We start from the raw sequence: 22,783 nt of genomic DNA, 5'->3' as shown, positions 1-22,783 counted from the left end.
GCCGCGCCAAAAAGAACTTGCATTTTCAAATATTGTAATTTTAAACTTTGCGCGACTTGTGCAACAGCATCACCAACCGATGGGGACCCCTGATGACTTTTTCCCGCCGTCGTTTTCTGCAACGCTCGGCCATCGCGACGTCGACCTTGATCGCGACACCTGCGGTGTTCCGTTCAGGCGCGCTCGCGGCCGAGAACCCGATCACGGTCGGCAGCCTGCACGACCAGTCGGGCCCGATCGGCACCTCCGGCACGCCGATGGTCTACGCGCTGCAGCTCGCCGTCGATGAGATCAATGCCGCCGGCGGCCTGCTCGGACGTCCCTTGAAGGTCATCCACTACGACACCCAGTCCAACATCCAGCTGTACTCGCAATATGCCCAGCAGCTGGCGGTGAAGGACAAGGTCGACGTCGTGCACGGCGGCATCACCTCGGCCTCGCGCGAGGCGATCCGGCCGACCTTCGACCGCTTCAAGGTGCTGTACTTCTACAACACGCTGTACGAAGGCGGCGTCTGCGACCGCAACACCTTCTGCACCGGCACCACGCCGGCGCAGACGGTCGAGAAGCTGGTGCCGAGCGCGATGAAGAAGGCGGGCAAGAAGGCCTACATCATCGCGGCCGACTACAATTACGGTCAGATCACCGCGAAGTGGATGACCAAGTACTGCAAGGACAATGGCGGCGAGATTCTCTCGACCGACTTCTTCCCGCTCGACGTGACCAATTTCGGCTCGACCATCTCGAAGATCCAGGCGGCCAAGCCCGACCTCATCCTGTCGGCGCTGGTCGGCGGCAACCACACCGCGTTCTACCGGCAGTGGACCGCCGCCGGCATGAAATCGAAGATCCCGATCGCCTCGACCACCTTTGGCCTCGTCAACGAGCCCTCGACGCTGGACGCGGCGGAAAGCGATGGGGTCATTGGCGCCTACGGCTATTTCGAGGAGCTGACCACGCCGGCCTCGAAGAGCTTCGTCGAGAAGATCAAGAAGGCGCATCCGGATTCGCCTTACATCAGCGAGCTCGCCTCGTGCACCTATGAAGGCGTGATGCTGTGGGCCGAGGGCGTCAAGAAGGCCGGCAGCATCGACCGCATGAAGGTGATCGAGGCGCTCGAAAGCGGCCTCGTCTTCGACGGCCCCAGCGGCAAGGTCTCGCTGGACAAGCCGACCCATCACACCGTCCGCAACGCGTTCCTGGCCGAAGTCAAGGATCGCAAATGGTCGGTGCTGGAAACCTACACCGATGCCAAGCCGGCGGACACCGCGAGTGTCTGCGACCTCGTCAAGAACCCGAACGATACCAAGCAGTACATCATCAATCTCTGACGCGCTTTCGGGTCCCGCCGCATCGGCGGGACCCGTTGTCTCCTGGACTGCCTGGAAAGACCCCGCATGGCGATCTACGTCATCCTCGCGCTCGACGTCCTCAATGGAATCTCGTCGCTGTTCCTGCTGTGCCTGGGACTGGCGATCATCTTCGGCATGATGAAGATCATCAATCTCGCCCATGGCGAGTTCATCATGCTCGGCGCCTATGCGACCGTCATTTCCGCCAATGCCGGTGTGAACATCTGGATCGCGATGTTGATCATTGCGCCCTTGTTCGTCGGCATCGTGGGCCTTGTCATCGAGCGCTGCCTGATCCGCTTCCTCTATGGCCGTCTCGTCGATTCGATGCTTGCGACCTGGGGCCTCAGCCTCCTGATCATCGGGATCATCACGACGATCTATGGCAACACCCAGCAGGGCGTGCCGACGCCGCTCGGCGGCTTCTCGATCGGCTCGTATCAGTCGAGCTATTACACGTTGTTCCTCGCATTGATGGCGGCGGTCATGATGGCGATCATCTATGGCGTGATGCGCTACACCCGCTTCGGCCTGGTCGCGCGCGCCACGATGCAGAATCCGGCGATGGCGGCGACGCTCGGCGTCAACCCGGCTCGGGTCTACATGAGCACGTTCGCGCTCGGTGCGGCGGTGACCGGCCTCGCCGGCGGCCTGCTGGCGCCGGTCTCCGGCATCACCCCCGTGATGGGCGGCGCCTATGTCGCCAAGGCGTTCATGACCGTGGTCGGCGGCGGCGCCGCGATCCTCTCCGGCACGCTCTCGGCCGCGAGCCTGTTCGGCTCGGTCAACCAGATCGGCGCCTATTTCACCACGCCGGTCTATGGCGAGGTGATCGTCTTCACCACCGCGATCGTGCTGATCCGCTTGCTGCCGCAGGGCATCTCCGGGCGCTTCTTCAAGGGAAACCTGTGATGGACAAGCACCTCCGTCTTTCCGGCCAGGTGGGCGCGATCGTCCTTGCCATCGTAGCGATTGCGATCGTGCCGAGCGTGATCGAGCTGTTCGCGCTGATGCAGCTGACGCTGTTCGCTGCAATGGCGGTGCTGGCGCTCAGCCTCGCCTTCATCTGGGGCTTCGGCGGCATCCTGTCGTTCGGGCAGACCGCGTTCTTCGGGCTCGGCGGCTATGCCTATGCGATCGCGGCCATCAATTTCCAGGACTCGACGCCTGCGATCCTGGTGGCCATCGCGGTCCCGGCGACGTTCGCGGCGATCCTCGGCTACTTCATCTTCTTCGGCCGCATCTCCGACGTCTATCTCGGCGTCATCACGCTCACGGTGACCCTGATCCTGTTCAACTCGGTCAACTCGACCTCGGGCGATGCGTACAAGATCGGCAAGGCGCTGCTCGGCGGCTTCAACGGCATGCCGGCGGTGCCGACCTTCAACATGCCGTTCGATCCCTCGACCGTGCTGTCGCCCGAGCAGTCGTGGTGGACCACGGCCTATGTGCTGCTCGGCGTGTTCCTGCTGCTGCGTCTGCTGCTGGCGTTGCCGGCCGGGCGCATCATCGTCGCGGTGCGCGAGAACGAGGTGCGGGCCTCGCTGCTCGGCTACGACCCGCGGCTGGTGAAGTGCCTGACCTTCATTCTCGGCGGTGCGATCGCTGGGCTTGCCGGCGCGCTCTACGTCAACTGGGGCGCCTTCGTCAGTCCGACCATCTTCAGCCTGTCGCTGTCGGCGGAGATCATCATCTGGATCACGGTCGGCGGGCTCGGCACCTTGTTGGGGCCGATCATCGGCTGCGTCGTCATCGAATACATCGTCGCCTATATCGGCTCGCAGCAGCTGTTGAACTCCAACCTCGTGCTCGGCGGCGTGCTGGTGATCTTCGTGCTGCTGCTGCCGAAGGGCATGGTGCCGACCGCCCGCGATCTCGTGATGCGGCTGATGCCGGACTCCAAGCCGAAAGCCAATGGTCCACCGGTGCAATCCGCTGCGGCGCCGCATCCTGCAGGAGCCGAATGACATGGCAGACCTGGTTCCTCTGCTCAAGGCCGAGCACCTGACGATGCGCTTCGGCGGCGTCGTCGCCAATGACGACATCACCTTCACCCTGCAGGAGATGGAGCTGCGCTGCCTGATCGGCCCGAACGGCGCCGGCAAGAGCACGTTCTTCAAGACGCTGACCGGACAACTGGTGCCAACGTCGGGCAGCATCGCGTTCCGCGGCATGCCGATCGCCGGCAAGCTGTCGCACGAGATCGCGCGCATGGGCATCGGCATCAAGACCCAGGTCCCGAACGTATTCAACGGCCTCTCGGTGCGCGAGAACATCTGGATGGCGGTGCGCCGCAAGGCGACCCCGCGCCAGCAGGGTCCGGCGGTCAATGCCGTGCTCGAGATGATCCGGCTGACCGACTACGCCGACAGCATCGTCGCGACGCTGTCGCACGGCCAGCGCCAATGGGTCGAGATCGGCATGGTGCTCGCCGCCGAGCCCGAGCTGATCCTGCTCGACGAGCCCGCCGCGGGGATGACCGACGAGGAGACCTTCCACACCGCTGCGATCATCCGTGAGATCAACCAGACCCGTGCGATCGTGGTCGTCGAGCACGACATGGAGTTCATCAAGCAGATCGCCAAGCGCGTGACGGTGTTCCACCAGGGCCGCGTGCTGGTCGAGGACACCGTGGACAAGGTGCTCGCCGACCAGCGCGTCCGCGACGTCTATCTCGGCAAGAAGGTGGCGGCATGAGTGCGCTTCTCGAAGTCAACGGGCTCAAGTCCGGCTATGGCCGGATCCCGATCCTGTTTGGCGTCGACCTGACGGTCGCCGACGGCGAATATCTCGGCATCCTCGGCCATAACGGCATGGGCAAGACCACGGCGTTGCGCACGCTGATGGGGCATCTGCCAACCACCGACGGCTCGGTGGTGTTCGCAGGCCGAGCCATCACGCATCTCAAGCCGCACGAGCGCTCGCGGCTCGGCATCGGTCTGGTGCCGCAGGGCCGGGAGATCTTTCCGGACCTTTCGGTCATGGAAAATCTGCGCATGGGGCTCGCCGCGGCTCCCAAGGAGGACCGTAGCGTCATCGATGCTGTGCTGCAGGATTTTCCGCGGCTGGTCCGCCTGCTCGACCGCCGCGGCGGCGCGCTGTCCGGCGGCGAGCAGCAATTGCTGGCGCTGGCACGCTGCCTGTGCACCAAGCCGAAGCTGATCCTGTTGGACGAACCGACCGAAGGCATCCAGCCGTCGATCATCGAGGAGATCATCGAGACGCTGCTGGCGTTGAAGTCGCGCTGGAAGATGTCTTTGATCGTGGTCGAGCAGAACCTCGAATTCATCACGTCGTTATCGGACCGCATCCTGCACATCCAGAAGGGGCGTATCACCGAGGAACTCGACCGTGAGACTCTCCTGGCCCGGGAAGGTCAGATGGTCCCGAGCTAGAGCCCGTACCGGCGCAGCTGCGCCGGCCCATTGAACTGACAATCTGCTGTCTCTGCCCAGCTTGTCCTCACAAGAAAGGATGACTCATGTCCATCAAACGCCCGAATGCCGAGGAAGTCGCCGATCTCGCCGCCAGCCTGCACATGAACATGACGGTCGAGGAGGCCGCCGAATATCTGTCGCTGATGGGCGGCATGTTCGACCAGTACGATATCATTGACGAGCTGCCGAACCCGCTGCCGCCGGTGAAATATCCGCGCACGCCGGGCGCCAAGCCGATGCCGAAGGAGAACAAGTACAACGCCTGGGCGATCAAGACCGAGGTCAAGGGCGCAGCGGGCGGCAAGCTCGCCGGCCGTAGCGTCGTGCTGAAGGACAACGTCGCGCTCGCCGGCGTTCCCATGATGAACGGCTCGACCACGCTCGAAGGTTTCATTCCCGCCGCCGACGCCACCATCGTCTCCCGCATTCTCGATGCCGGCGGCACCATCGTCGGCAAGGCGGTGTGCGAGCACTTCTGCCTGTCCGGCGGCAGCCACACCTCCGATCCGGCGCCGGTGCACAACCCCTGGAAGATGGGCTATTCGGCCGGCGGCTCGTCGTCGGGCAGCGCCGCGCTGGTGGCGGCCGGCGAGGTCGACATGGCGATCGGCGGCGACCAGGGCGGCTCGATCCGCATTCCAGCTTCCTATTGCGGCATCTACGGCATGAAGGCGACCCACGGCCTCGTGCCCTACACCGGCGTGATGCCGATCGAATCGACGATCGACCACACCGGGCCGATGACCAAGTCGGTCGCCGACAATGCGCTGCTGCTCGAAGTGCTGGCCGGCGCCGACGGTCTCGATCCCCGGCAATATGCGCCGAAGGTCTCGGCCTACACCGAGGCGCTCGGCAAGGGCGTCAAGGGTCTCAAGATCGGCGTGCTCAAGGAAGGCTTCAGCGCGCCCAACATGGAAGAGGGCGTGGTCGCCAAGGTCAAGGCTGGCGCGGAGCGCTTCGCCAAGATGGGCGCGAGCGTGTCGGAAGTCTCGATCCCCGAACACATGCATGCGCTGGCGGCATGGAATCCAATCACGCTCGAAGGCTTCCTCGTGCAGATGATGCTCGGCAACGGCATGGGGTTCAACTGGAAGGGCCTCTACGACGTCGGTCTGCTCGATGCGCATTCCGGCTGGCGCACGCGCGCCGACGATCTGTCGGTGACGTTGAAGCTGACCATGCTGGTCGGGCAGTGGGGCCTCGAGCACTATCGCGGCCGCTATTACGCCAAGTCGCGCAACATCGCGATTCAGGCCAAGGCGGCCTATGATGCCATGTTCGGCTCCTACGACCTGCTGCTGATGCCGACCCTGCCGTGCGTCGCCACGCCGATCCCGGCCAAGGATGCGCCGCTCGCCGAGGTGGTGCAGCGCGCCTTCGAGATGACCGCGACGACCAGCCCGTTCGACGTGACAGGCCATCCGGCGATGACCCTGCCGTGCGGCCTCTCGGACGGCCTGCCGGTCGGCCTGATGCTGATCGGCAAGGACTACGCCGAATCCACCATCTACCAGGCGGCGGCGGCGTTCGAGGCCGACGGCGACTGGAAGACCTTCTGATGATCACCATCACCGCGGTCATCAGGGCCAAGGCGGGACACGAGGCCACGATGCGCGACGCTCTCGTCGCCGTCGCGGCCCATGTCGCGGCCAACGAGCCGGAGACGATCGGGTTCTTCATCTCGCAGAGCGAGACCGAGCCCGGTCTGTTCACCACCTACGAGCGCTTCGCCGACAAGGCCGCGATGGACCGCCACAACGGCTCCGCCGCGGTGGCGACCTTCTTCGGCGTCGCCAAGCCGATCCTCGACGGCGAGGTCATTCTCGTGACGTCGCAGGAGGTGTCGGCGACGCTGCGGTAGTGCGCTGGGAGGTACCAACCGTCTCCACAGTCATTCCGGGGCGATGCGACAGCATCGAACTATGGTGCGCAATTGCGTACCTGAGGATCTCGAGATTCCGGGTTCAGCCCTGGCGGGCTGCCCCGGAATGACAGTGATGACGTCAACGAGAGGAAATCACGCCGATGCTCCGTTTGCACGGCATCATAGGACGCGCCGACGACAGGGCCTATGCCGGCCGGCTCCATGCGCTGGAGCATCGCGGCGGCATCGAGCTGTTGTTCGTGCCGCCGGAGGACGCCGGCCGCAGGCGCTTCCGGCTGACCACCGATCGCGGCACCGACTGCGCCGTCAGCCTCGATCGAGACGAACAGCTCGTCGACGGCGCGCTGCTGCATCTCGATTCCGATCGCGCGATCATCGCCCGCTTCGGTGAGGAGCAGGTCTGGCACCTGCGCGCGCGCGATCCGGCCTGTGCGCTGAAGCTCGGCTGGCACGCCGGCAACCTGCACTGGCGCGTCCGCTTCGAAGACGATCATCTGATCGTGCTGCTCGATGCCCCGCTCGACACCTATCGCGCCCGCATCCAGCCGCTGCTCGATGCCGGCGAGGTCGTGGAGCGCGATCATGTTTGACCGCGGCGAGGTGCTCGCGCTGCTGCAGCTCGGCGACAGTGCCTTTCCCGCCGGCGGCTTTGCGTTCTCCTGGGGCATCGAAGGCCTCGCGGCCGACGGCCTGCTGTCCGGTCGCGCCGACCTCGACGGCGTTATTGCCGATCACCTCGCGCAGCGCTGGGCCAGCATGGATCGCATCCTGCTCCGCCGCGCCTGGCACGCCGACGACATTGCCGCGATCGCCGCCGTGGATCGCCTCGCCGAGGCGACAACGCCGTCGGCCGAGATGCGCGAGGGCTCGCGGCGCGCGGGCAGGGCGCTGCTCGGCGTCTGGGTCAAGCTCGCCGGTCCGTTGTCTCAGGCGTACCGTGCCCGCGTTTCAACCGATGCGCGGCTCGGACATCTGCCGGTGGTACAAGCCATCACCGGCCGCGATGCCGGCCTTAGCCTCGACGCGGCCGAACTGGTCTCCGGCTGGACCCTCGTCGCCGGCCTCGTCAGCGCCGCCGTGCGGCTCGGCCTGATCGGCCACATCGAGTCGCAGCGCAGCCTCGCGCTTGCCCGCGCACGGCTCGCTGATCTGCTCGACGAGACACCCGACGACGACGCGATGCCGTCGAGCTTCACGCCCTTCATCGACATCGCCGTGTCGCGCGGTCCGCTGCGGCACGTGCGCATGTTCACGACCTGACCAGAGGTGCCGCGCCATGATGAACCTGTCGCCGACCGAGATGGATCGTCTCGTGATCTTCAACGCCGCGCAGATGGCGCGGCGCAACCGCTTGCTCGGCATCAGGCTCAGCCATCCGGAGGCGGTGGCCTACATCACCGACGAGGTGATGACCGCGGCGCGCCGCAATCTGCCCTATGCCGAGATCCGCGACATGGCGGGACGGCTGCTCACGACCGACGACGTCGAGCCCGGCGTCGCCCAGATGATCCCGATGCTCTATGTCGAGCTGATGTTTGCCGAGGGCACCAAGGTGATGGCGCTGTTCGAGCCGATCCAGCCGGCTGAGGGCGCCGTCGCCGACGACATCGTGCCCGGCGAGATCATCGAAGGCCCTGGCGACATCGAGATGTTCACCGCGTTGCCGGCCGTCACCATCGACGTCGTCAACACCGGCGACCGGGACATCCAGGTGCGCAGCCACACCCACTTCTTCGAGGTCAACCGCGCACTGTTGTTCGATCGTGCCGCCGCCTGGGGCATGAAGATTGATCGTCCGGCTGGACTCGGCGTCCGTTTCGAGCCGGGCGTCACCAAATCGGTACGCCTCGTGCCGATCACCGGCGACCGCATCGTGCGCGGCCAGGCCGGACTCGTCAACGGCCCGCTCGACGCGGCCGGCGCGCGCGAGACCGGGCTGAAACTCGCGCAGTCGCGCGGCTATCTGGGAGCTTAGATCATGGCCACGCTGACCCGCCGCGCCTATGCCGAGCTGTATGGCCCCACCAAGGGCGATCTCATCCGGCTCGCCGACACCAGCCTGCTCGCCGAGATCGAGCACGACTACACGACCTACGGCCATGAGCTGCTGGTCGGCGCCGGCAAGAACCTGCGCGACGGCGAGGCCATCGCCGGCCACCGCACGTCGTCCCACAAGATCCTCGACGTCGTCGTCAAGAACGCGACCATCGTCGACGCCGTCGCCGGCATCGTGAAGGCCGACATCGGCATCCGCGACGGGCGTATCGTCGGCATCGGCAAGGCCGGCAATCCCGACGTGATGCCGGACGTGCATCCGGACATGGTGGTCGGCCACACCACCGCGCCGATCGCCGGCGGCCCGTTCATCGTCACCGCCGGCGCGATCGAAAGCCACGCGCATCTGATCTCGCCGGAACAGTCGGACCATGCGCTGGCCGGCGGCACCACGACGATGATCGGCAACGGCTCCGGGCCGGTGTTCGATGTCGGCTCCGGCTCGGGGCCGAATTTCGGGCACTTCCTGAAATCGATCGAGTTCTCGCCGCTGAACTACGCGCTGTTCGGCCGCGGCGGCTCCAACCCCGAAGCGGTCGAGGAGGCGGTCGCGGCCGGCGGCATGTCGGTCAAGATCCACGAGGACTTTGGCGCCGCGCCCGACGTCATCGACAAGAGCCTGATCGCCGCCGACCGCAACGACTTCGCCGTGCATCTGCACACCGACTCGATCAACGAATACGGCTTCTGCGAGGACACGATGGCGGCGGTCGACGGCCGCACCATCCACATGTATCACGTCGAGGGTGCCGGCGGCGGCCATGCACCCGACCTGCTCAAGGTGGTGTCCTGGCCGAACGTGATCCCGTCCTCGACCAATCCGACCAATCCCTACACCTCCTATGGCATGGAGGAGGGCGTGCCGATGACGATGATCTGTCATCAGCTCAACTACAATGCGCCCGAGGACGTGATGTTCGGCGAGGCGCGGGTGCGCGCGCAGTCGATGGTCGCAGAAGACTTTCTTCACGACATGGGCGCGATCTCGATCTTCGGCACGGACACGCAGGGCATGGGCCGGCTCGCGGAGAACGTCGCCAAATGCTGGCAGCTCGCCAGCGTGATGAAGGACCGCATCGGTCGGCTGCCCGAGGAGACCACCGCGCGCGCCGACAATGAGCGCATCAAGCGCTACGTCGCCAAGCTCACGATCAATCCCGCCATCGCCGTCGGCATCGATCATGTCGTCGGTTCCATCGAGGTCGGTAAGATGGCCGATCTCGTGCTGTGGCCGCGCGCCTCGTTCGGCCTCAAGCCCTACATGGTGATCAAGAACGGCTTCCCGGTGTGGGCCGCGATGGGCGACGGCAATGGCAGTCTGGGTCTCTCCGAGCCGATGATCCAGAAGCGGATGTGGGGCGCGCTCGGCGCAGCGCCACAGCGGCTCGGCGTCAACTTCATGTCGAAGCTCGCGGTCGACGCCGGCATCCGCGCTAAGCTTGGGCTCGGCCGTGAGACCGTGCAGATCAAGAACGTGCGCTGGCTGCGCAAGACCGACATGGTCCGCAACGCGGCGATGCCGCATGTCGAGGTCGATCCGCAGACCTTCGAGGTCCGCGCCGACGGCAAGCTGCTGATGTGCCCGCCTGCGACGACCGTGCCGCTCGCGAGGAGGTTCATGCTGCGATGAGCCGTCTCGCTCTCACCGGCACCGATGCGCCGATGATCGCCGCGCGCGTCGGCATCGGCGGTCCGGTCGGCTCCGGCAAGACCGCTCTGGTCGAGCGCCTGATCCCGGCGCTGCAGGCGCGCGGCATCGACATCGCGGTCATCACCAACGATCTCGTCACCGCCGAGGATGCCGAGCGCGTCCGCCGCTCGGGATTGATCGACCCGGCGCGCGTGTCGGCGGTCGAAGCCGGCGCCTGTCCGCACACCGTGATCCGCGAGGACCCGACGCTCAACATCGAGGCCGCCGACGAATTGGAGCGGCGCTTTCCGGGCGTCGAGCTGATCCTGCTGGAGAGCGGCGGCGACAATCTCGCCTCGACCTTCTCGCGCGACCTCACCGATTTCTGGATGTTCGTGATCGACGTCGCCGGCGGCGACGACATCCCGCGCAAGCGCGGCCCCGGCGTGATCCGCGCCGATCTGCTCGTCATCAACAAGGTCGATCTCGCCCCGCATGTCAGCGTCGATCTCGATCGCATGGAGCGCGAAGCGGCCGAGGTGCGCGGCGGCCGTCCGGTGCTCTTGACCAACTGCCGACGCGGCGAGGGTATTGATGCGATCGTCGATCTGCTCGAGCGCGAGGTGCTGTTCCGCACGTGAGCGCTTCAGCCCCAGAGCCGCCGCGGCTCGATCTCTCCTTCGTTCGCCGCGGCGGCCGCACGGTGATCGACCGCCGGCTGTTCGCGTGGCCGTTCGTGCTGACACGCAGCTTTCACACCGATGCCGAGCGGCCGGACCTGCTCAGCGTGATCCTGCAGACCGGCAGTGGCGCGGTGCATGGCGAGGACCGGTTGACGCAGCGCTTCACGCTACATGCGGGTGCAGCCGTTTGCGTGACCACGCAGGGCGCCACCTCAGTCCATCGCGCCGAGCCGGGCGCACGTGCCATGGAGCAGGTGCTGCTCCGGGTCGAGACCGGCGCCAGGCTCGATTATCGGCCGGAGCCGCGTATTCTGTTTCCCGGGGCTGCGTTATGCCAGGTGCTCGAACTGCACTGCGCCGCCGATGCTTTGGCCCTCGTGACCGACGCCTTCACGATGCATGATCCGGACGGGCAGGGGCGCTTGTTCCGCGAGCTCGACTCCGCGCTCGTCGTGCGCCGGACGGGCGAGGCGCCGCTCCTCATCGACCGCATGCAGCTGCGCGATCCTGATGTCGCCGTCTTCAACGGTCATCGCGCATTCGGCTCGGCCGTGCTGATGCTGCCGCTGACGAACGATCTCACCGCGCTCCGCCAGCGTCTCGCCGATGCGCTGTCCCGCATCGACGGCCTCTACGCCGCGGCAAGCCTGCTGCCGGAGAGCGCCGGTCTCGGCGTGCGCCTCGCGGGCCGCCAGATGCGCCAGCTGCGCACCGGATTCGACGCGATCGCCGCGATCTATCGCGAGGCTCAGGCCCCGAGCGCGCCGGCGACGGCTCGGCCGACCGCTGCGTGAACTGCGTTGCGCTTGTCGTCGCTGGCCTTGGTCTCGGTGAGATAGCTGCTCACGACGACCGGCACGCGCCCTGTCGGCCAGATCACGGCGACATCGTTGCTGCTGCCGCGCTCGCCCGCGCCGGTCTTGTCGCCGATGCGCCATTCGCCGGGCAGGCCGGCGCGCAGCTTGGCGCCACCGGTCTTGCAGGCGATCAGCCAGCCATTCAGGATGTCGCGCGATGCCGCCGACAGCGCCGTGCCGGTCGTCAGCTTCGCCAAGGTCTGCGCCATCGCCGCGGGCGTCGTGGTGTCCCTGGGATCGCCGGGCACACTTTCATTGAGCGCAGGCTCGATGCGGTCGAGCCGGGTGATGGCGTCGCCGAAGCCGCGGATGGCGCGGGTCAGGCCGGCGGGGCCGCCGAGGCTCGCCAGCAGCAGATTCGCCGCCGTGTTGTCGCTGAGCGTCACGGTCGCCTCGCACAATTCGCCGACCGACAGGCCCGACGTCCCCACATAGGCCTTGGTGACCGGCGCGTAGGACAGGATGTCTCCTTGCGCGATGGGAATGCGGCGCGAGAGCTGCTCGGTGCCGGCATCGACCTTGGTGAGGATCGCGCCCGCCAGCAGCGCCTTGAAGGTGCTGCACATCGGGAAACGCTCGTCGAGCCGATGGCCGCTGAGCGCCCCGCTCGCGGTGTCCAGCAGCGCCACGCCGAGTCGCCCGCCGCTGTCGGCTTCGATGCCGGCGATGGTGGCCTGCAGGTCGGCGGCAAGCACCGGCTTCGCCGCCAGCAGCGGCACGATTGCGAGCGGAAACAATTGCCGCCGTGTGTAGATCGTCATGGACCGTCCTCGAGTTACGCGGTCTCGAGATCGAAATCGGCCCACACCGGCACGTGATCCGACGGCTTCTCCCAGGCCCTGACATAGCTGTCGATGCCGACCTCGACCAGCCGGTCGCTGGCCTGCGGCGACAACAGCAGGTGATCGATCCGGATCCCCGCGTTCTTCTGCCAGGCGCCGGCCTGATAGTCCCAGAACGTGTACTGCCCCGGCGCATCGGTGACGGCGCGCAGCGCGTCGGTGAGCCCGAGGCCGAGCAGCGACTGGAAGCTCTCGCGCGTCTCCGGGCGGAACAGCGCGTCCTCGACCCAGGCCTCGGGGTTGGAGACGTCGGCGGCAGCGGGGATCACGTTGAAGTCACCTGCGAGGATCAGCGGCTCCTCGGTTTTCAGCCGCTCACGCGCGTAGTCACGAAGCCGCGACATCCATTTGAGCTTGTAGGGATATTTTTCCGTGTTCGGCGGGTTGCCGTTGGGCAGGTAGAGGCAGGCGATGCGCACCACGCCGTGCTTGAGACTGACCACGCCCTCCAGGAAGCGCGCATGCACGTCCTCGGCATCGCCGTCGAGCCCGGACTTGGTTTCGTCGAACGGCAGCTTCGACAACAGCGCGACGCCGTTGAAGGTCTTCTGGCCGTGCGTCACCACGTTGTAGCCGAGCGCCTCGATCTCGAGCCTTGGGAATGCGTCGTCCGTGCACTTGATCTCCTGCAGGCAGACGATGTCCGGGGAGCATTCCTTGAGCCAGGTCAGGAGGTGATCGATCCGCTGCCGGACCGAATTGACGTTCCAAGTGGCGATACGCATTGGCTTGAGGTTCCCGGGGGGAAGGAGAAACGGCCCCGGTTAGATCAAGCCGCGACCACTCCGGTCAAGGCGGATGGCGTGGGAATCACAGGCGGGCGCAACATTCCGCAGGTGGCGCTGAACTGGCTGCTGCAGCGCCCGACGGTCGCGACCATCATCGTCGGCGCCCGCAACGAGAGCCAGCTGATCGAGACTATCGGCGCGGTCGGCTGGAGCCTGACGGCGGAGCAGGTGGCCACGCTCGACGCCGCGAACGACACGCCGGCGGCCTATCCGGTCTGGCATCGGCGCGGCTTCCCGATGCTGAACGAGCGTCGCTAGTCCAGGACGAGCGGAACTGCTGTGGATCATCAGCCTGAGGCCTCGTGCCTGCAGTGCCGATCCATTTGACGACGACGCCGGACGGGAAGTAAAATTAGGTTCGATCGTCACGTGGCCGCGCTCCGGTCATTCTGGAGCCGCCACAACGGGGGGCATCGACCCCGGACCGATCGGCGGTTGAGCCTCACGACTGTGCCGGACCCGCAGTCTTCAATGTGACGATGTTTGGCTCACTAAGTCGTCCCGGCGGACCGCATCAGATTTTCCACTGACTTGGAGGGTGGGCAAAGGCGCGCAGCGCCGTGCCCACCGCGCACCACGATCAGATCGTCCACCCCTCCGCCGGATACGCCAGCCCATCGCTTGGCACTATCTCCGCGCCCAGCCCATTGCGAAACCGGCTGGCGTAGAATGCCAGCGGCAGGCCGTCCTGGTGGCGGCACCAGCGGACCTCGCCGATGAACAGCGTGTGGTCGGCGATCTCGACCGTGTTCACGACCTCGCAGCCGAATTGCGCAATGGCCGCCGGCAGCAGGAAGAAGCCGTCACGCGCGTCCAAGGCAGGCGCGCCCTGTGCGAGGGCCGCGCCGGCGAAATGCCGGCCGATCGCGACATCATCGGCCGCGAGCACATTCACCGCATAGCGGCCGGACGCGCTCACCGCCTGCCAGGTGCGGCCGCGCTTGAGCGAGACCAGCACCGTCGGCGGCTGCGTCGAGACCGTGGTGAAACTGTTGGCGGTCATGCCGACCGGCGCGCCGTCGCCATCGCTGCTGGTGACGACGGTCACGCCGGTGGAGAACCGCGACGCGGCTGCGCGAAAACCCACGGCATCCGGATGATGGCTCATCGGCCGCTCTCCGTCATCACGCCTCACGCCGCGAGCCGCGTCCGCTCGTCGATCCAGGCATGAATGCGCCGGTCGCTCGCCAGCCGGTCCCACTGCCGCTCCGGGTAGTTGAAATTGTCGGTGAACTCGTCGCAGAGCCCGCGATCCTGCGCCATGGTGAAGATCAGCCGGCCCATCGCCTCCGACGGCGGCTGCAGCATCAGGTTGGTCCAGCGCGCCGCGGCGAGCACGCGGTTCTCGCGCGCGCGATCGACCGTTTCGACGAAGCGGTCGTCGAACGCCACCGCCTCGGTGATCGCCTTGCCGAGTTCGAACGCGGCATAGGAGGCCATGTTGGCACCCTGGCCCATCATCGGATCGACCACGGAGTGCACGTCGCCGAGCGCAATCGCGATCTTGCCGTCGTCGAAGCTGACCGAGGAGCGCCGCACGGTCGGCACCACGGCGCCCTGCAAGAGGTCCAGCGGCTGCAGATCGAAGCGGTGCGTGTCGATCCGGTTGTAGGTGTGCGGATGGTGCTTCTCCAGCTTGTCGAGCAGCGTCTGCCGGAAGGCCGAGGGATCGGCGTCGTAGTTGAGCGACACCAGCTCGGCCATGTCACCGCCGGGAATGTTCTCCATCAGCAGCGCCGTCTTCATGCCGCCGAAGGTGAGCGTCGGAATCACGATCATCTCGCCATGGCCCGGAGAGACCGACAGCGTCACGCCGCGCGGATCGTCGCCCTCGGGGCTGCCGTGGTCGACGCCGTCATAGAGGCCGACGCAGAGCAGGCGCTGCGGCTGGTTGTAGGGCGACAGCTCCGGCCGGTGGCTGAACATCCGCCCCAGCGCGCCCTTGCCGGTCGAGACCACCAGCAGGTCGAAGCGCGCCACCAGCGCCGGAATGTCGTCGTCCTGGATGCTGGCATATTCGATCGCGCCGCCGCGGTCCTCGAAATCCTTCATCAGCGCCGGCAGGTAGATCCGGTAGTCGACCGCGCGGCTCGGCTGCTTGAAGGCCCCGCGAAAGAGCAGGGGGCTGCCGGGGAAATTGAAGTAGTGATCGTGGTGGTGATAGACGAATTCGGGACTGTCCCAGTGGTTCACGCCGAGCTCGTTCTCGCGCGCCACGGTGATGCCGTGATGGGCCACCGTGTTCATCAACCGCGTTGCAGCATACTGTTCCGGCTCGCGGTCGGTCAGAACCGTAGCCTGGATGCCTTGCTTCTGCAGATACAGCGCCAGGTGCAGCCCGCCGATGCCGGCCCCGACGATGCCAATCGACTTCTCCATGGTCTCCCCTCCGTTTGATTTTTTGAGAGGCTAGACCAGCCCGCCTCCTGACGTATACGGAATGACGAGAATAAAACTCATTCCGGGGAGGAATGGATGGACCGGATCGACGCGCTGCAGACCTTCATCCGCGTCATGGAGGCCGGCAGCTTCACCCAGGCCGCGGCCGATCTGGGCCTGGGACAGCCGGCGATCACCAAGCGCATCGCGCTCTTGGAGGAGCAGTTCGGCTGTCGCCTGTTCGTCCGCACCACGCGCAAGCTCCGGCCGACCGCCGAGGCCGATCGCGTCCTCAAGCTCGCCAAGGACATCGTCACCTTGTTCGAGAGCGCGGGCATGCCGTCGCCGAAGCGCGTCGGCGCGCCCTCGGGCACCTTGCGGATGACGGTGCCGACCTCGTTCGGCCGCCATTTCTTCAGCGACGTCTTCGCCGAATATGGCCGCCGTTATCCCGAGGTGCGGCTCGACATCCGCTTCACCGAGCAGTTCGTCGACCTCGTGGAGACCGGGACGGAGCTCGCCATCCGCATCGGCGTGCTCAGCTCCAGCTCGCTGGTCGCGCGGCGCGTCGGCACGGTCAAGCGGCTGCTGGTTGCGGCGCCATCGCTGCTCGCAAGACACCGCCCGCCGCGGTTGCCCAATGATCTGCGCCAGCTCCCCTGCGTGACCTATTCGCGGCTGTCGCCGAAGAACGAGTGGAGCCTCGAATCCGAAACCGGCCGCCACGTCGTCGGCATCACGCCCTCGCTCACCTGCGACGACGCCGACATCATGACCCTGGCGGCGCTGGAAGGCCTCGGCGCCGCCGTGCTGCCGGACTGGTGCGCGGTTCAACACATTGCGTCAGGCAGGCTCATCCATCTGCTACCCGACTACGACGTTCCGTCGCTGCCGCTTCACGTCGTCTATCCCGACCCGCAATGGATGTCGCACCGCGCCCGCCTGTTCCGCGACCTGATCATCGAGCGCGCGGATGTGTTCGCGATCGGGGCGCTGCAGTGAGGGAATTTTCGCAACCACCAAGGGAGCAGTGCCCTCGCGACAAACGCGACTGTCTTCGCCCGGCTCGACCGGGTGATCCAGTGCGCCGAGGCGGTTGTGGCGATACCGATGGACCGCGGCGTACTGGATGCCCGCCTGCGGGGGCATGACGGGGAGGATGTGGCTGCATGGGAGCTGAAGACGCGCAGCGACGCCTCAGCGTCGTGAGCGCCGAGGCCACCGCCTCCGCTGCAGTATAGACGGAGCGAGGAGGCGCCGCGCTTTAGTCCATCCGGCGTCTCCACCGTCGTTGCGAGCGAAGCGAAGCAATCCAGGGCCGCCAAGGACTCTGGGTTGCTTCGCTTCGCTCGCAATGACGAGGATGCTAGAGTTCTACCTCAAGCGACTGAAGAGAGACGGGACTGCGAGGGGGCGACAATGCGGCTGGCTGTGATTTCCGACGTGCATGGCAATCTGCCGGCGCTGGAGGCGGTGTTCGCGGACATCAAGATGCGCGGTGTCGACGCCACGGTCAATCTTGGCGACTGCGTGACCAGCCCGCTGTGGCCGCGGGAGACGTTCGATCTGCTGCAATCCCTGACGCTGCCCACGGTGCGCGGCAACCACGATCGTTGGATCGAGGAGTTGCCGGAAGAGAAGCTCTCTCCGGCCGGCCGCTTCGCGCAGGCCGCGCTGACCGCTGAACAGCGCCGTGTGTTGCACGCCCTGCCGGCGCGGATCGCGCTGGAGCATGGCATCCTCGCTGTGCATGGCACGCCAGACGATGACTGCGCCCTCCTGCTCGAAGAGATGCTGGACGATGGCCGCTACGTCCCGGCGCGCCGCGACGTGCTCATCTCACGTCTCACCAACATCGGCGGTGCCACGCTGGTCCTGTGCGGCCACAGCCATCGACAGGCGGTGGTGCAGGTGCCCCGTGGGCCGCTGGTGATCAACCCCGGCAGCGTCGGCTGCCCGGTGTTCGGCGACATCCCGATCGCAGCCCAGCTCGAACATCGCTCGCCGCACGCGCGCTACGCGGTTCTGACCGAGCGACGCGGACATTGGCAGGCCGAGCTGCTGGCGCTGACCTATGACTGGGATCACGCGGCGGCGCGTGCCGCCGAAAACGGTTTTCCGCATTGGGCCAGTGCCTACGCCTCCGGCGCGGTGCTGTGAGGGATCAGCGAACAACGACGTGGTGATTGCGATCCCGCGTGCACGTCGGGCAAATCGATCCACCGCATGACCCATGTTGGCGATGCCAATGGGCGCAGCCGGCGTCGAATAGCGTGCGCCGAGAGATTAATTTCACGAGCGCCTTCAAGCTGATTTGCCCTGTCCAGTCCCGGTGCGAAAAATATCGTGGTTTCGCTTTTACAGAATTCATGCTCCTATGTCGCCGTCCCGCCCCGGCACGAGGGGCGTATCGCGATCGTCACGACACGCGGGGTGGGATGCGATGGGCGTCGTGGGCCGCAGCATGGCGTGATGCCGTGCGGACGAACGGCACAGGGCGCACGCCGAAATCGCATGGTCCTGGTCTCCCGACGCTGAGGCCACGCCGGTGGTGACGATGATCCGCCGGTCACGGGGGCAAGACAGCCCGGTCCCCGGGGAGAATGCGTATAAGGCGTAGAGCCGTCGTGCAGGGAATGCCGGTTGACCGGCTGGACCTGTGGTGACTGCCGCCTGCTTTCTTTCTGCAGGCGGGCCATGGGTTGCGGCCAGCACCCGGCATTCCCTGCGCCCTCGACCTGAACGAGGGGGAAACCGACGATCATGACTCGGGCACATCGTGCCGCGGGAACGATGAGTTGCATCCGGCGCTGCCGGCGCGCGCATTCGGAGGTTCCGTAATTCTACGGGCGGAACAATTAACGCGGCTGAAGCAGCCGATCAGGCATGGCAAGGGACCACAAGGAAAGCATCGCGCCCTCATGAATTGGCCTGGGGATCCCACGAGTTCGAAGCGAACCGCAAGCGCCAGTCCGCTGGGCGCGTTCTTCCTTTGGATCGGCGGCTTCGGCGCCATCGAGGGTCTCGACGACGAAGCGCTCACCGAGCGCGATCGCCGGCGCATCCGGGCGCGGCAGGTCGATGCCGTCGCGCGCCTCGTCCCCGTGACAATCGGCATCAATTTCGCGAACGCGGCCATCATTCTCGGCGTGTTCTGGAACACCGTCTCCAATCTCTTCCTCATCGCGTGGGGCACTGCGATCGGCGTGGCCGGCGGCATGGCGCTGCGCGGCTGGTGGCGCGCGCGCAAGTCGCGGCCGCAGGAGGCGTCCGAGCGCGCCATCTCCCGGATGACGTTGCAGGCGTTCTTCTTGGCGACGATCTGGGGATCGCTGCCGCTGATCGTGATGCCGCAGGTCGATCCGCATCTGCAGATCATCGTGGGTTCGCTGATGACCGGGATGATCTCCGGTGGCGCGTTCGCGATGTCGAGCGTGCCGCGGGCTGGTCTCGCCTACACCTGGACCCTGATGCTCGCCTCGGTGGGCTCGCTGTTTCTGTGCGGCGGCGCGACCTATCTCGTGCTCGTCGTGTTCCTGCTGCTCTACACCTCGTTCATGGTGCGGCACCTGGTGTCGCACGGCAACGTGTTCCTGGAGAACCTGAAGGCGCAGATCCGGCACGAGCGCCAGAACGAGACGATCTCGCTGCTCCTGAAGGAATTCCAGGAAAACGCCGCGAGCTGGCTGTGGCAGACCGATGCCGAGGGCCGGCTGATCGACGCGCCGCAGCGTTTCGCCGACGTGGCCCAGCTTCCGCTCGATCAGCTCAAGGGCGAGCGGCTGATCGATACGCTGAAATATCTCTGCCCGACCGATACGGCGACGCTCAAGACGTTGGCCGATCGCATGGCGCAGCGGCTGTCGATCCCGGAAATTCTGATCCATGTCGTGGTGGCTGGCGGCGAGCGCCGCCGTTGGGCGCTGACGGCGCGGCCGGCGCGGGATCACGAGGGCAAGTTCGCAGGCTATCGCGGCTTCGGCCGCGACGTCACCGAGCGCTGGCGGGCCGAGCAGGCGGAAGCCGAAAGCCGTGCCAAATCCGACTTCCTGGCAATGATGAGCCACGAGATCCGCACCCCGATGAACGGCGTGCTCGGGCTCGCCTCGACCTTGCTGGAGACGAAGCTCGACGACGAGCAGCGTCACGCGGTCATGACGATCCGCGAGTCCGGCGACAACCTGCAGCGCATCCTCAACGACATCCTCGATCTGTCCAAGCTCAACGCCGGCAAGCTCGAATTCGAGACGGTGGATTTCTCGCCGGCGGCGCTGGTCGAGGCGGTCACCGCCATCATGGGCGTCAACGCGAAATCGAAGAGCCTGCTGGTCAATGCGGACATCGATCCGAAGCTGCCGCCGGCGCTCAAGGGCGACGTGGCGCGCATTCGTCAGGTGCTGATCAATCTCGCCTCCAACGCGGTGAAGTTCACCGAGCAGGGGGGCATCACCATCGCCGTGGCCTGCCGCACGCGCGACGACCACAGGGCGACGATCGAGTGGCGCGTCTCCGACACCGGCATCGGCATTCCCGCCGATCGGGTCGGCAAGCTGTTCACGGATTTCGCCCAGGCCGATGCCTCGATCAACCGCCGCTTCGGCGGCACCGGGCTCGGGCTGGCGATCTCCCGGCGGATCATCGAGCAGATGGGCGGGGTCATCGCGGTGTCGTCGGTGCAGGGCGAAGGCTCGACCTTCCGCTTCAGCCTGACCTTGCCGTGGAGCGACAAGCAGGTGTCCGATCAGCGCGGCGACCGGGTCGGCGCCGGCGACCTCAAGGCACGGATCGAGGCACTCGGCCGTCCCTTGCGCGTGCTGATCGCCGAGGACGACGCCACCAACCGCATGGTTGTGTCGAAGATGCTGCAGGAGTTCCCGGTCGATAAATGCATCGTTCCGGATGGCGTGCAGGCGGTGAAGGCGGCCGACGAACAGGAGTTCGACCTCGTGCTGATGGACGTTCGCATGCCGGAAATGGACGGCATCGCCGCGACCCGGGCCATCCGGGCCAAGGGTGGACGGCTCGCCGAGCTGCCGATCATCGCGCTGACCGCGAACGCCTTCCCGGACGACATCAAGCAATGCCGCGAGGCCGGCATGACCGACTTTCTGGCCAAGCCGTTGCGCAAGCCGGCCATGGTGGCGGCAATGCTGAAGGCGATCGGAACGCCCGCGCCAAACGTCGAGGCGCCGGCGCTTGCGCCGTCAGATGTCCCGGCTGCGACGGCGGAGGCCTGAGCCGACAACGAGGGGACGCTAGACCGAGAAGCTGGTGCCGCAGCCGCAGGAGGCGGTGGCGTTGGGATTATTGACCCGGAACGAGGCGCCCATCAGGTCGTCGACGAAATCCACCTCCGAGCCGGCGAGGAACGGCACCGAGGCCGGATCGACCAGCACGACCGCGCGATCGCGCTCGATGACGAGATCGTCGTCGGCCTTGGCGCGGTCGATGTCGAACTTGTATTGGAAGCCGGAGCAGCCGCCGCCTTCGACCGAGATGCGCAGCATCGCGCCGGCGCTCTCCTTGCCGAGGATCTCTCCGATGCGGCGGGCGGCGCGTTCGCTGATGGTGACGGGGCCGGTCGAGGCATCAGTCATGGCGAAAGGTCTCCGAGGTAGCGCGTCATGCCCTATTCATTTGGTGCCGGGCGCTCCCCATAGTTAAGTGGGCTCCGCCGAGGAATCAAACCGCAAAAGGAACAATCGCCCGTGTCGGTCGGAATGGCTGCCCCCCGCGCTCCCTATTCCTGCGATCCCGATCGCAGCCGGGGCCGCCTGTTCGCCGAGCCGCCGTCCCGCACCCGCAGCCCCTTTCGCCGGGATTGCGACCGCGTCATCCATTCGACCGCCTTCCGCCGGCTGAAGCACAAGACCCAGGTGTTCGTCTTCCACGAAGGCGACCACTACCGCACCCGCCTGACCCATTCTTTGGAAGTGGCCCAGATCGCCCGCGCGCTGGCCCGGCAGTTCGGCCTCGACGAGGACCTGACGGAGACGCTGGCCTTGGCGCATGATCTCGGCCATCCGCCGTTCGGCCATGCCGGCGAGCGCGCGCTGAACCGCTGCATGGCGGACCATGGCGGCTTCGACCACAATGCCCAGACATTGCGCATCGTCACGTCGTTCGAGCAGCGCTACCCGGATTTCGACGGACTCAACCTGACCTGGGAATCGCTCGAGGGCATCGTCAAGCACAACGGGCCGTTGCAGGAGCCGATCCCGCCGGGAATCGCCGAGTTCAATACCCGGTTCGACCTGGAGCTGTGGAGCTACGCCTCGCTCGAGGCCCAGGTCGCGGCGCTCGCGGACGACATCGCCTATGACGCCCACGACATCGACGACGGGCTGCGGGCCGGCCTGTTCACGGTCGACGACCTCAAGGAAATTCCCCTGCTGGCCGCGATGATCGCCGAGATCGATCGCCAATATCCGGCGCTCGATCCGATCCGGCGCGGCGCCGAGCTGGTGCGCGAGCTGATCTCCTACCTGATCGCCGCCGTGGCGGCCGAGGCCGAGCGCCGGATCGCGCGGGCGCAGCCGATGTCGCCTCACGACATCAGGCGGCACAGCGGGCCGCTGGTGGCATTTCCGGCCGATGTGGCCGAGCATGAGGCGACCATCAAGGGGTTTCTCTGGCAGCGGATGTACCGCCATGAGCGGGTGATGCGGGTGATGCGCGACGCCGAGCGCATCGTCGCCGACCTGTACGGCCGCTACCATGAGGACGGTTCGACGCTGCCCGCGGGCTGGCTGGACGGTTGCGACGGCGAGGGCGATCGGGCTCGCCGCATCGGCCATTTTATCGCCGGAATGACGGACCGTTTCGCCTTAACGGAGCACCACCGGCTTTTTGACTCGACTCCGGATTTGCGTTAG

At 66.3% G+C, this 22,783-nt stretch carries 23 protein-coding genes; 18 read left to right on the top strand and 5 right to left on the bottom strand.

What is annotated here, in order from left to right; genetic code table 11:
* Nucleotides 1-92 precede the first annotated feature (92 nt).
* The 13 genes from ACQR0W_RS19060 to ACQR0W_RS19000 all read left to right on the top strand — a co-directional run bounded on the left by ACQR0W_RS19060 (nucleotide 93) and on the right by ACQR0W_RS19000 (nucleotide 11,836).
* Nucleotides 93-1,331 (top strand): urea ABC transporter substrate-binding protein, encoded by a 1,239-nt coding sequence (locus tag ACQR0W_RS19060; protein WP_434840723.1) that lies wholly within the window; start codon nucleotides 93-95, stop codon nucleotides 1,329-1,331.
* Between the two features lie 66 nt (nucleotides 1,332-1,397).
* Nucleotides 1,398-2,264, top strand: a complete 867-nt coding sequence (locus tag ACQR0W_RS19055; RefSeq protein ID WP_315711674.1) for a branched-chain amino acid ABC transporter permease — start codon at nucleotides 1,398-1,400, stop codon at nucleotides 2,262-2,264.
* Nucleotides 2,264-3,319 carry a branched-chain amino acid ABC transporter permease gene (locus ACQR0W_RS19050; RefSeq protein WP_316170156.1) on the top strand — a complete coding sequence of 352 codons (1,056 nt, stop codon included), beginning with the start codon at nucleotides 2,264-2,266 and terminating at the stop codon, nucleotides 3,317-3,319. Before ACQR0W_RS19055 ends, ACQR0W_RS19050 begins: the two co-directional genes overlap by 1 nt.
* 1 nt (nucleotide 3,320) lies before the next feature.
* Nucleotides 3,321-4,049 (top strand): ATP-binding cassette domain-containing protein, encoded by a 729-nt coding sequence (locus tag ACQR0W_RS19045; protein WP_315711676.1) that lies wholly within the window; start codon nucleotides 3,321-3,323, stop codon nucleotides 4,047-4,049.
* Nucleotides 4,046-4,747 carry an ABC transporter ATP-binding protein gene (locus ACQR0W_RS19040; protein WP_315827507.1) on the top strand — a complete coding sequence of 234 codons (702 nt, stop codon included), beginning with the start codon at nucleotides 4,046-4,048 and terminating at the stop codon, nucleotides 4,745-4,747. The genes ACQR0W_RS19045 and ACQR0W_RS19040 overlap by 4 nt, the downstream gene beginning before the upstream one ends.
* Before the next feature lie 86 nt (nucleotides 4,748-4,833).
* Nucleotides 4,834-6,348, top strand: a complete 1,515-nt coding sequence (locus ACQR0W_RS19035; protein WP_316170157.1) for an amidase — start codon at nucleotides 4,834-4,836, stop codon at nucleotides 6,346-6,348.
* Nucleotides 6,348-6,650 carry a putative quinol monooxygenase gene (locus ACQR0W_RS19030; RefSeq protein ID WP_316170158.1) on the top strand — a complete coding sequence of 101 codons (303 nt, stop codon included), beginning with the start codon at nucleotides 6,348-6,350 and terminating at the stop codon, nucleotides 6,648-6,650. Before ACQR0W_RS19035 ends, ACQR0W_RS19030 begins: the two co-directional genes overlap by 1 nt.
* 164 nt (nucleotides 6,651-6,814) lie before the next feature.
* Nucleotides 6,815-7,264 carry an urease accessory protein UreE gene (ureE, locus tag ACQR0W_RS19025; RefSeq protein WP_316170159.1) on the top strand — a complete coding sequence of 150 codons (450 nt, stop codon included), beginning with the start codon at nucleotides 6,815-6,817 and terminating at the stop codon, nucleotides 7,262-7,264.
* Entirely contained in the window at nucleotides 7,257-7,934 is a 678-nt protein-coding gene (locus ACQR0W_RS19020) for an urease accessory protein UreF (RefSeq protein ID WP_316170160.1), read from the top strand. Before ureE ends, ACQR0W_RS19020 begins: the two co-directional genes overlap by 8 nt.
* Before the next feature lie 16 nt (nucleotides 7,935-7,950).
* Nucleotides 7,951-8,649, top strand: a complete 699-nt coding sequence (gene ureB, locus ACQR0W_RS19015; protein WP_315750978.1) for an urease subunit beta — start codon at nucleotides 7,951-7,953, stop codon at nucleotides 8,647-8,649.
* Between the two features lie 3 nt (nucleotides 8,650-8,652).
* Entirely contained in the window at nucleotides 8,653-10,359 is a 1,707-nt protein-coding gene (gene ureC, locus ACQR0W_RS19010; RefSeq protein WP_316170161.1) for an urease subunit alpha, read from the top strand.
* Nucleotides 10,356-11,000 carry an urease accessory protein UreG gene (gene ureG, locus ACQR0W_RS19005; protein ID WP_316170162.1) on the top strand — a complete coding sequence of 215 codons (645 nt, stop codon included), beginning with the start codon at nucleotides 10,356-10,358 and terminating at the stop codon, nucleotides 10,998-11,000. Before ureC ends, ureG begins: the two co-directional genes overlap by 4 nt.
* Nucleotides 10,997-11,836 (top strand): urease accessory protein UreD, encoded by an 840-nt coding sequence (locus tag ACQR0W_RS19000; RefSeq protein ID WP_315750983.1) that lies wholly within the window; start codon nucleotides 10,997-10,999, stop codon nucleotides 11,834-11,836. The genes ureG and ACQR0W_RS19000 overlap by 4 nt, the downstream gene beginning before the upstream one ends.
* Here the strand turns inward: ACQR0W_RS19000 and bla are convergent.
* Both bla and xth read right to left on the bottom strand, forming a co-directional pair.
* Nucleotides 11,791-12,660 carry a class A beta-lactamase gene (gene bla / locus ACQR0W_RS18995; RefSeq protein ID WP_315827514.1) on the bottom strand — a complete coding sequence of 290 codons (870 nt, stop codon included), beginning with the start codon at nucleotides 12,658-12,660 and terminating at the stop codon, nucleotides 11,791-11,793. The two genes, ACQR0W_RS19000 and bla, sit on opposite strands and share 46 nt — an antisense overlap.
* A 14-nt stretch (nucleotides 12,661-12,674) precedes the next feature.
* On the bottom strand, nucleotides 12,675-13,466 hold the full coding sequence (gene xth / locus ACQR0W_RS18990; RefSeq protein WP_315711692.1) for an exodeoxyribonuclease III: 792 nt from the start codon (nucleotides 13,464-13,466) through the stop codon (nucleotides 12,675-12,677).
* Between the two features lie 78 nt (nucleotides 13,467-13,544).
* On the opposite strand from xth, the gene ACQR0W_RS18985 reads away from it, so the two are divergent.
* Nucleotides 13,545-13,787 carry an aldo/keto reductase gene (locus ACQR0W_RS18985; protein ID WP_316170163.1) on the top strand — a complete coding sequence of 81 codons (243 nt, stop codon included), beginning with the start codon at nucleotides 13,545-13,547 and terminating at the stop codon, nucleotides 13,785-13,787.
* A gap of 322 nt (nucleotides 13,788-14,109) precedes the next feature.
* Here the strand turns inward: ACQR0W_RS18985 and ACQR0W_RS18980 are convergent, their stop codons facing one another.
* Nucleotides 14,110-14,637 (bottom strand): flavin reductase family protein, encoded by a 528-nt coding sequence (locus ACQR0W_RS18980; RefSeq protein ID WP_316170164.1) that lies wholly within the window; start codon nucleotides 14,635-14,637, stop codon nucleotides 14,110-14,112.
* 23 nt (nucleotides 14,638-14,660) lie between these two features.
* Nucleotides 14,661-15,908 (bottom strand): styrene monooxygenase subunit StyA, encoded by a 1,248-nt coding sequence (gene styA / locus ACQR0W_RS18975; protein ID WP_316170165.1) that lies wholly within the window; start codon nucleotides 15,906-15,908, stop codon nucleotides 14,661-14,663.
* Between the two features lie 96 nt (nucleotides 15,909-16,004).
* Here styA and ACQR0W_RS18970 point away from each other — a divergent pair, with 96 nt between their 5' ends.
* The 3 genes from ACQR0W_RS18970 to ACQR0W_RS18960 all read left to right on the top strand — a co-directional run bounded on the left by ACQR0W_RS18970 (nucleotide 16,005) and on the right by ACQR0W_RS18960 (nucleotide 21,145).
* Nucleotides 16,005-16,910: a LysR family transcriptional regulator gene (locus ACQR0W_RS18970; protein ID WP_315711695.1), complete on the top strand. Its 906-nt coding sequence runs from the start codon at nucleotides 16,005-16,007 to the stop codon at nucleotides 16,908-16,910.
* Between the two features lie 417 nt (nucleotides 16,911-17,327).
* On the top strand, nucleotides 17,328-18,068 hold the full coding sequence (locus ACQR0W_RS18965) for a metallophosphoesterase family protein (protein WP_316170327.1): 741 nt from the start codon (nucleotides 17,328-17,330) through the stop codon (nucleotides 18,066-18,068).
* Nucleotides 18,069-18,829: 761 nt separating this feature from the next.
* Nucleotides 18,830-21,145, top strand: a complete 2,316-nt coding sequence (locus tag ACQR0W_RS18960) for a hybrid sensor histidine kinase/response regulator (protein WP_315750995.1) — start codon at nucleotides 18,830-18,832, stop codon at nucleotides 21,143-21,145.
* Between the two features lie 18 nt (nucleotides 21,146-21,163).
* Here the strand turns inward: ACQR0W_RS18960 and erpA are convergent, their stop codons facing one another.
* Nucleotides 21,164-21,505, bottom strand: coding sequence for an iron-sulfur cluster insertion protein ErpA (gene erpA / locus ACQR0W_RS18955; RefSeq protein WP_315711699.1), 342 nt, complete (start codon nucleotides 21,503-21,505; stop codon nucleotides 21,164-21,166).
* Between the two features lie 111 nt (nucleotides 21,506-21,616).
* Between erpA and ACQR0W_RS18950 the strand changes: the two genes are divergently transcribed.
* Nucleotides 21,617-22,783: a deoxyguanosinetriphosphate triphosphohydrolase gene (locus tag ACQR0W_RS18950; RefSeq protein ID WP_316170166.1), complete on the top strand. Its 1,167-nt coding sequence runs from the start codon at nucleotides 21,617-21,619 to the stop codon at nucleotides 22,781-22,783.

Source organism: Bradyrhizobium sp. HKCCYLRH1034 (genome assembly GCF_051168375.1).
In the GTDB taxonomy this organism is placed as follows: domain Bacteria; phylum Pseudomonadota; class Alphaproteobacteria; order Rhizobiales; family Xanthobacteraceae; genus Bradyrhizobium.
The sequence above is the reverse complement of the archived record's forward strand: the minus strand, read 5'-3'. Positions and strand labels throughout refer to the sequence as shown.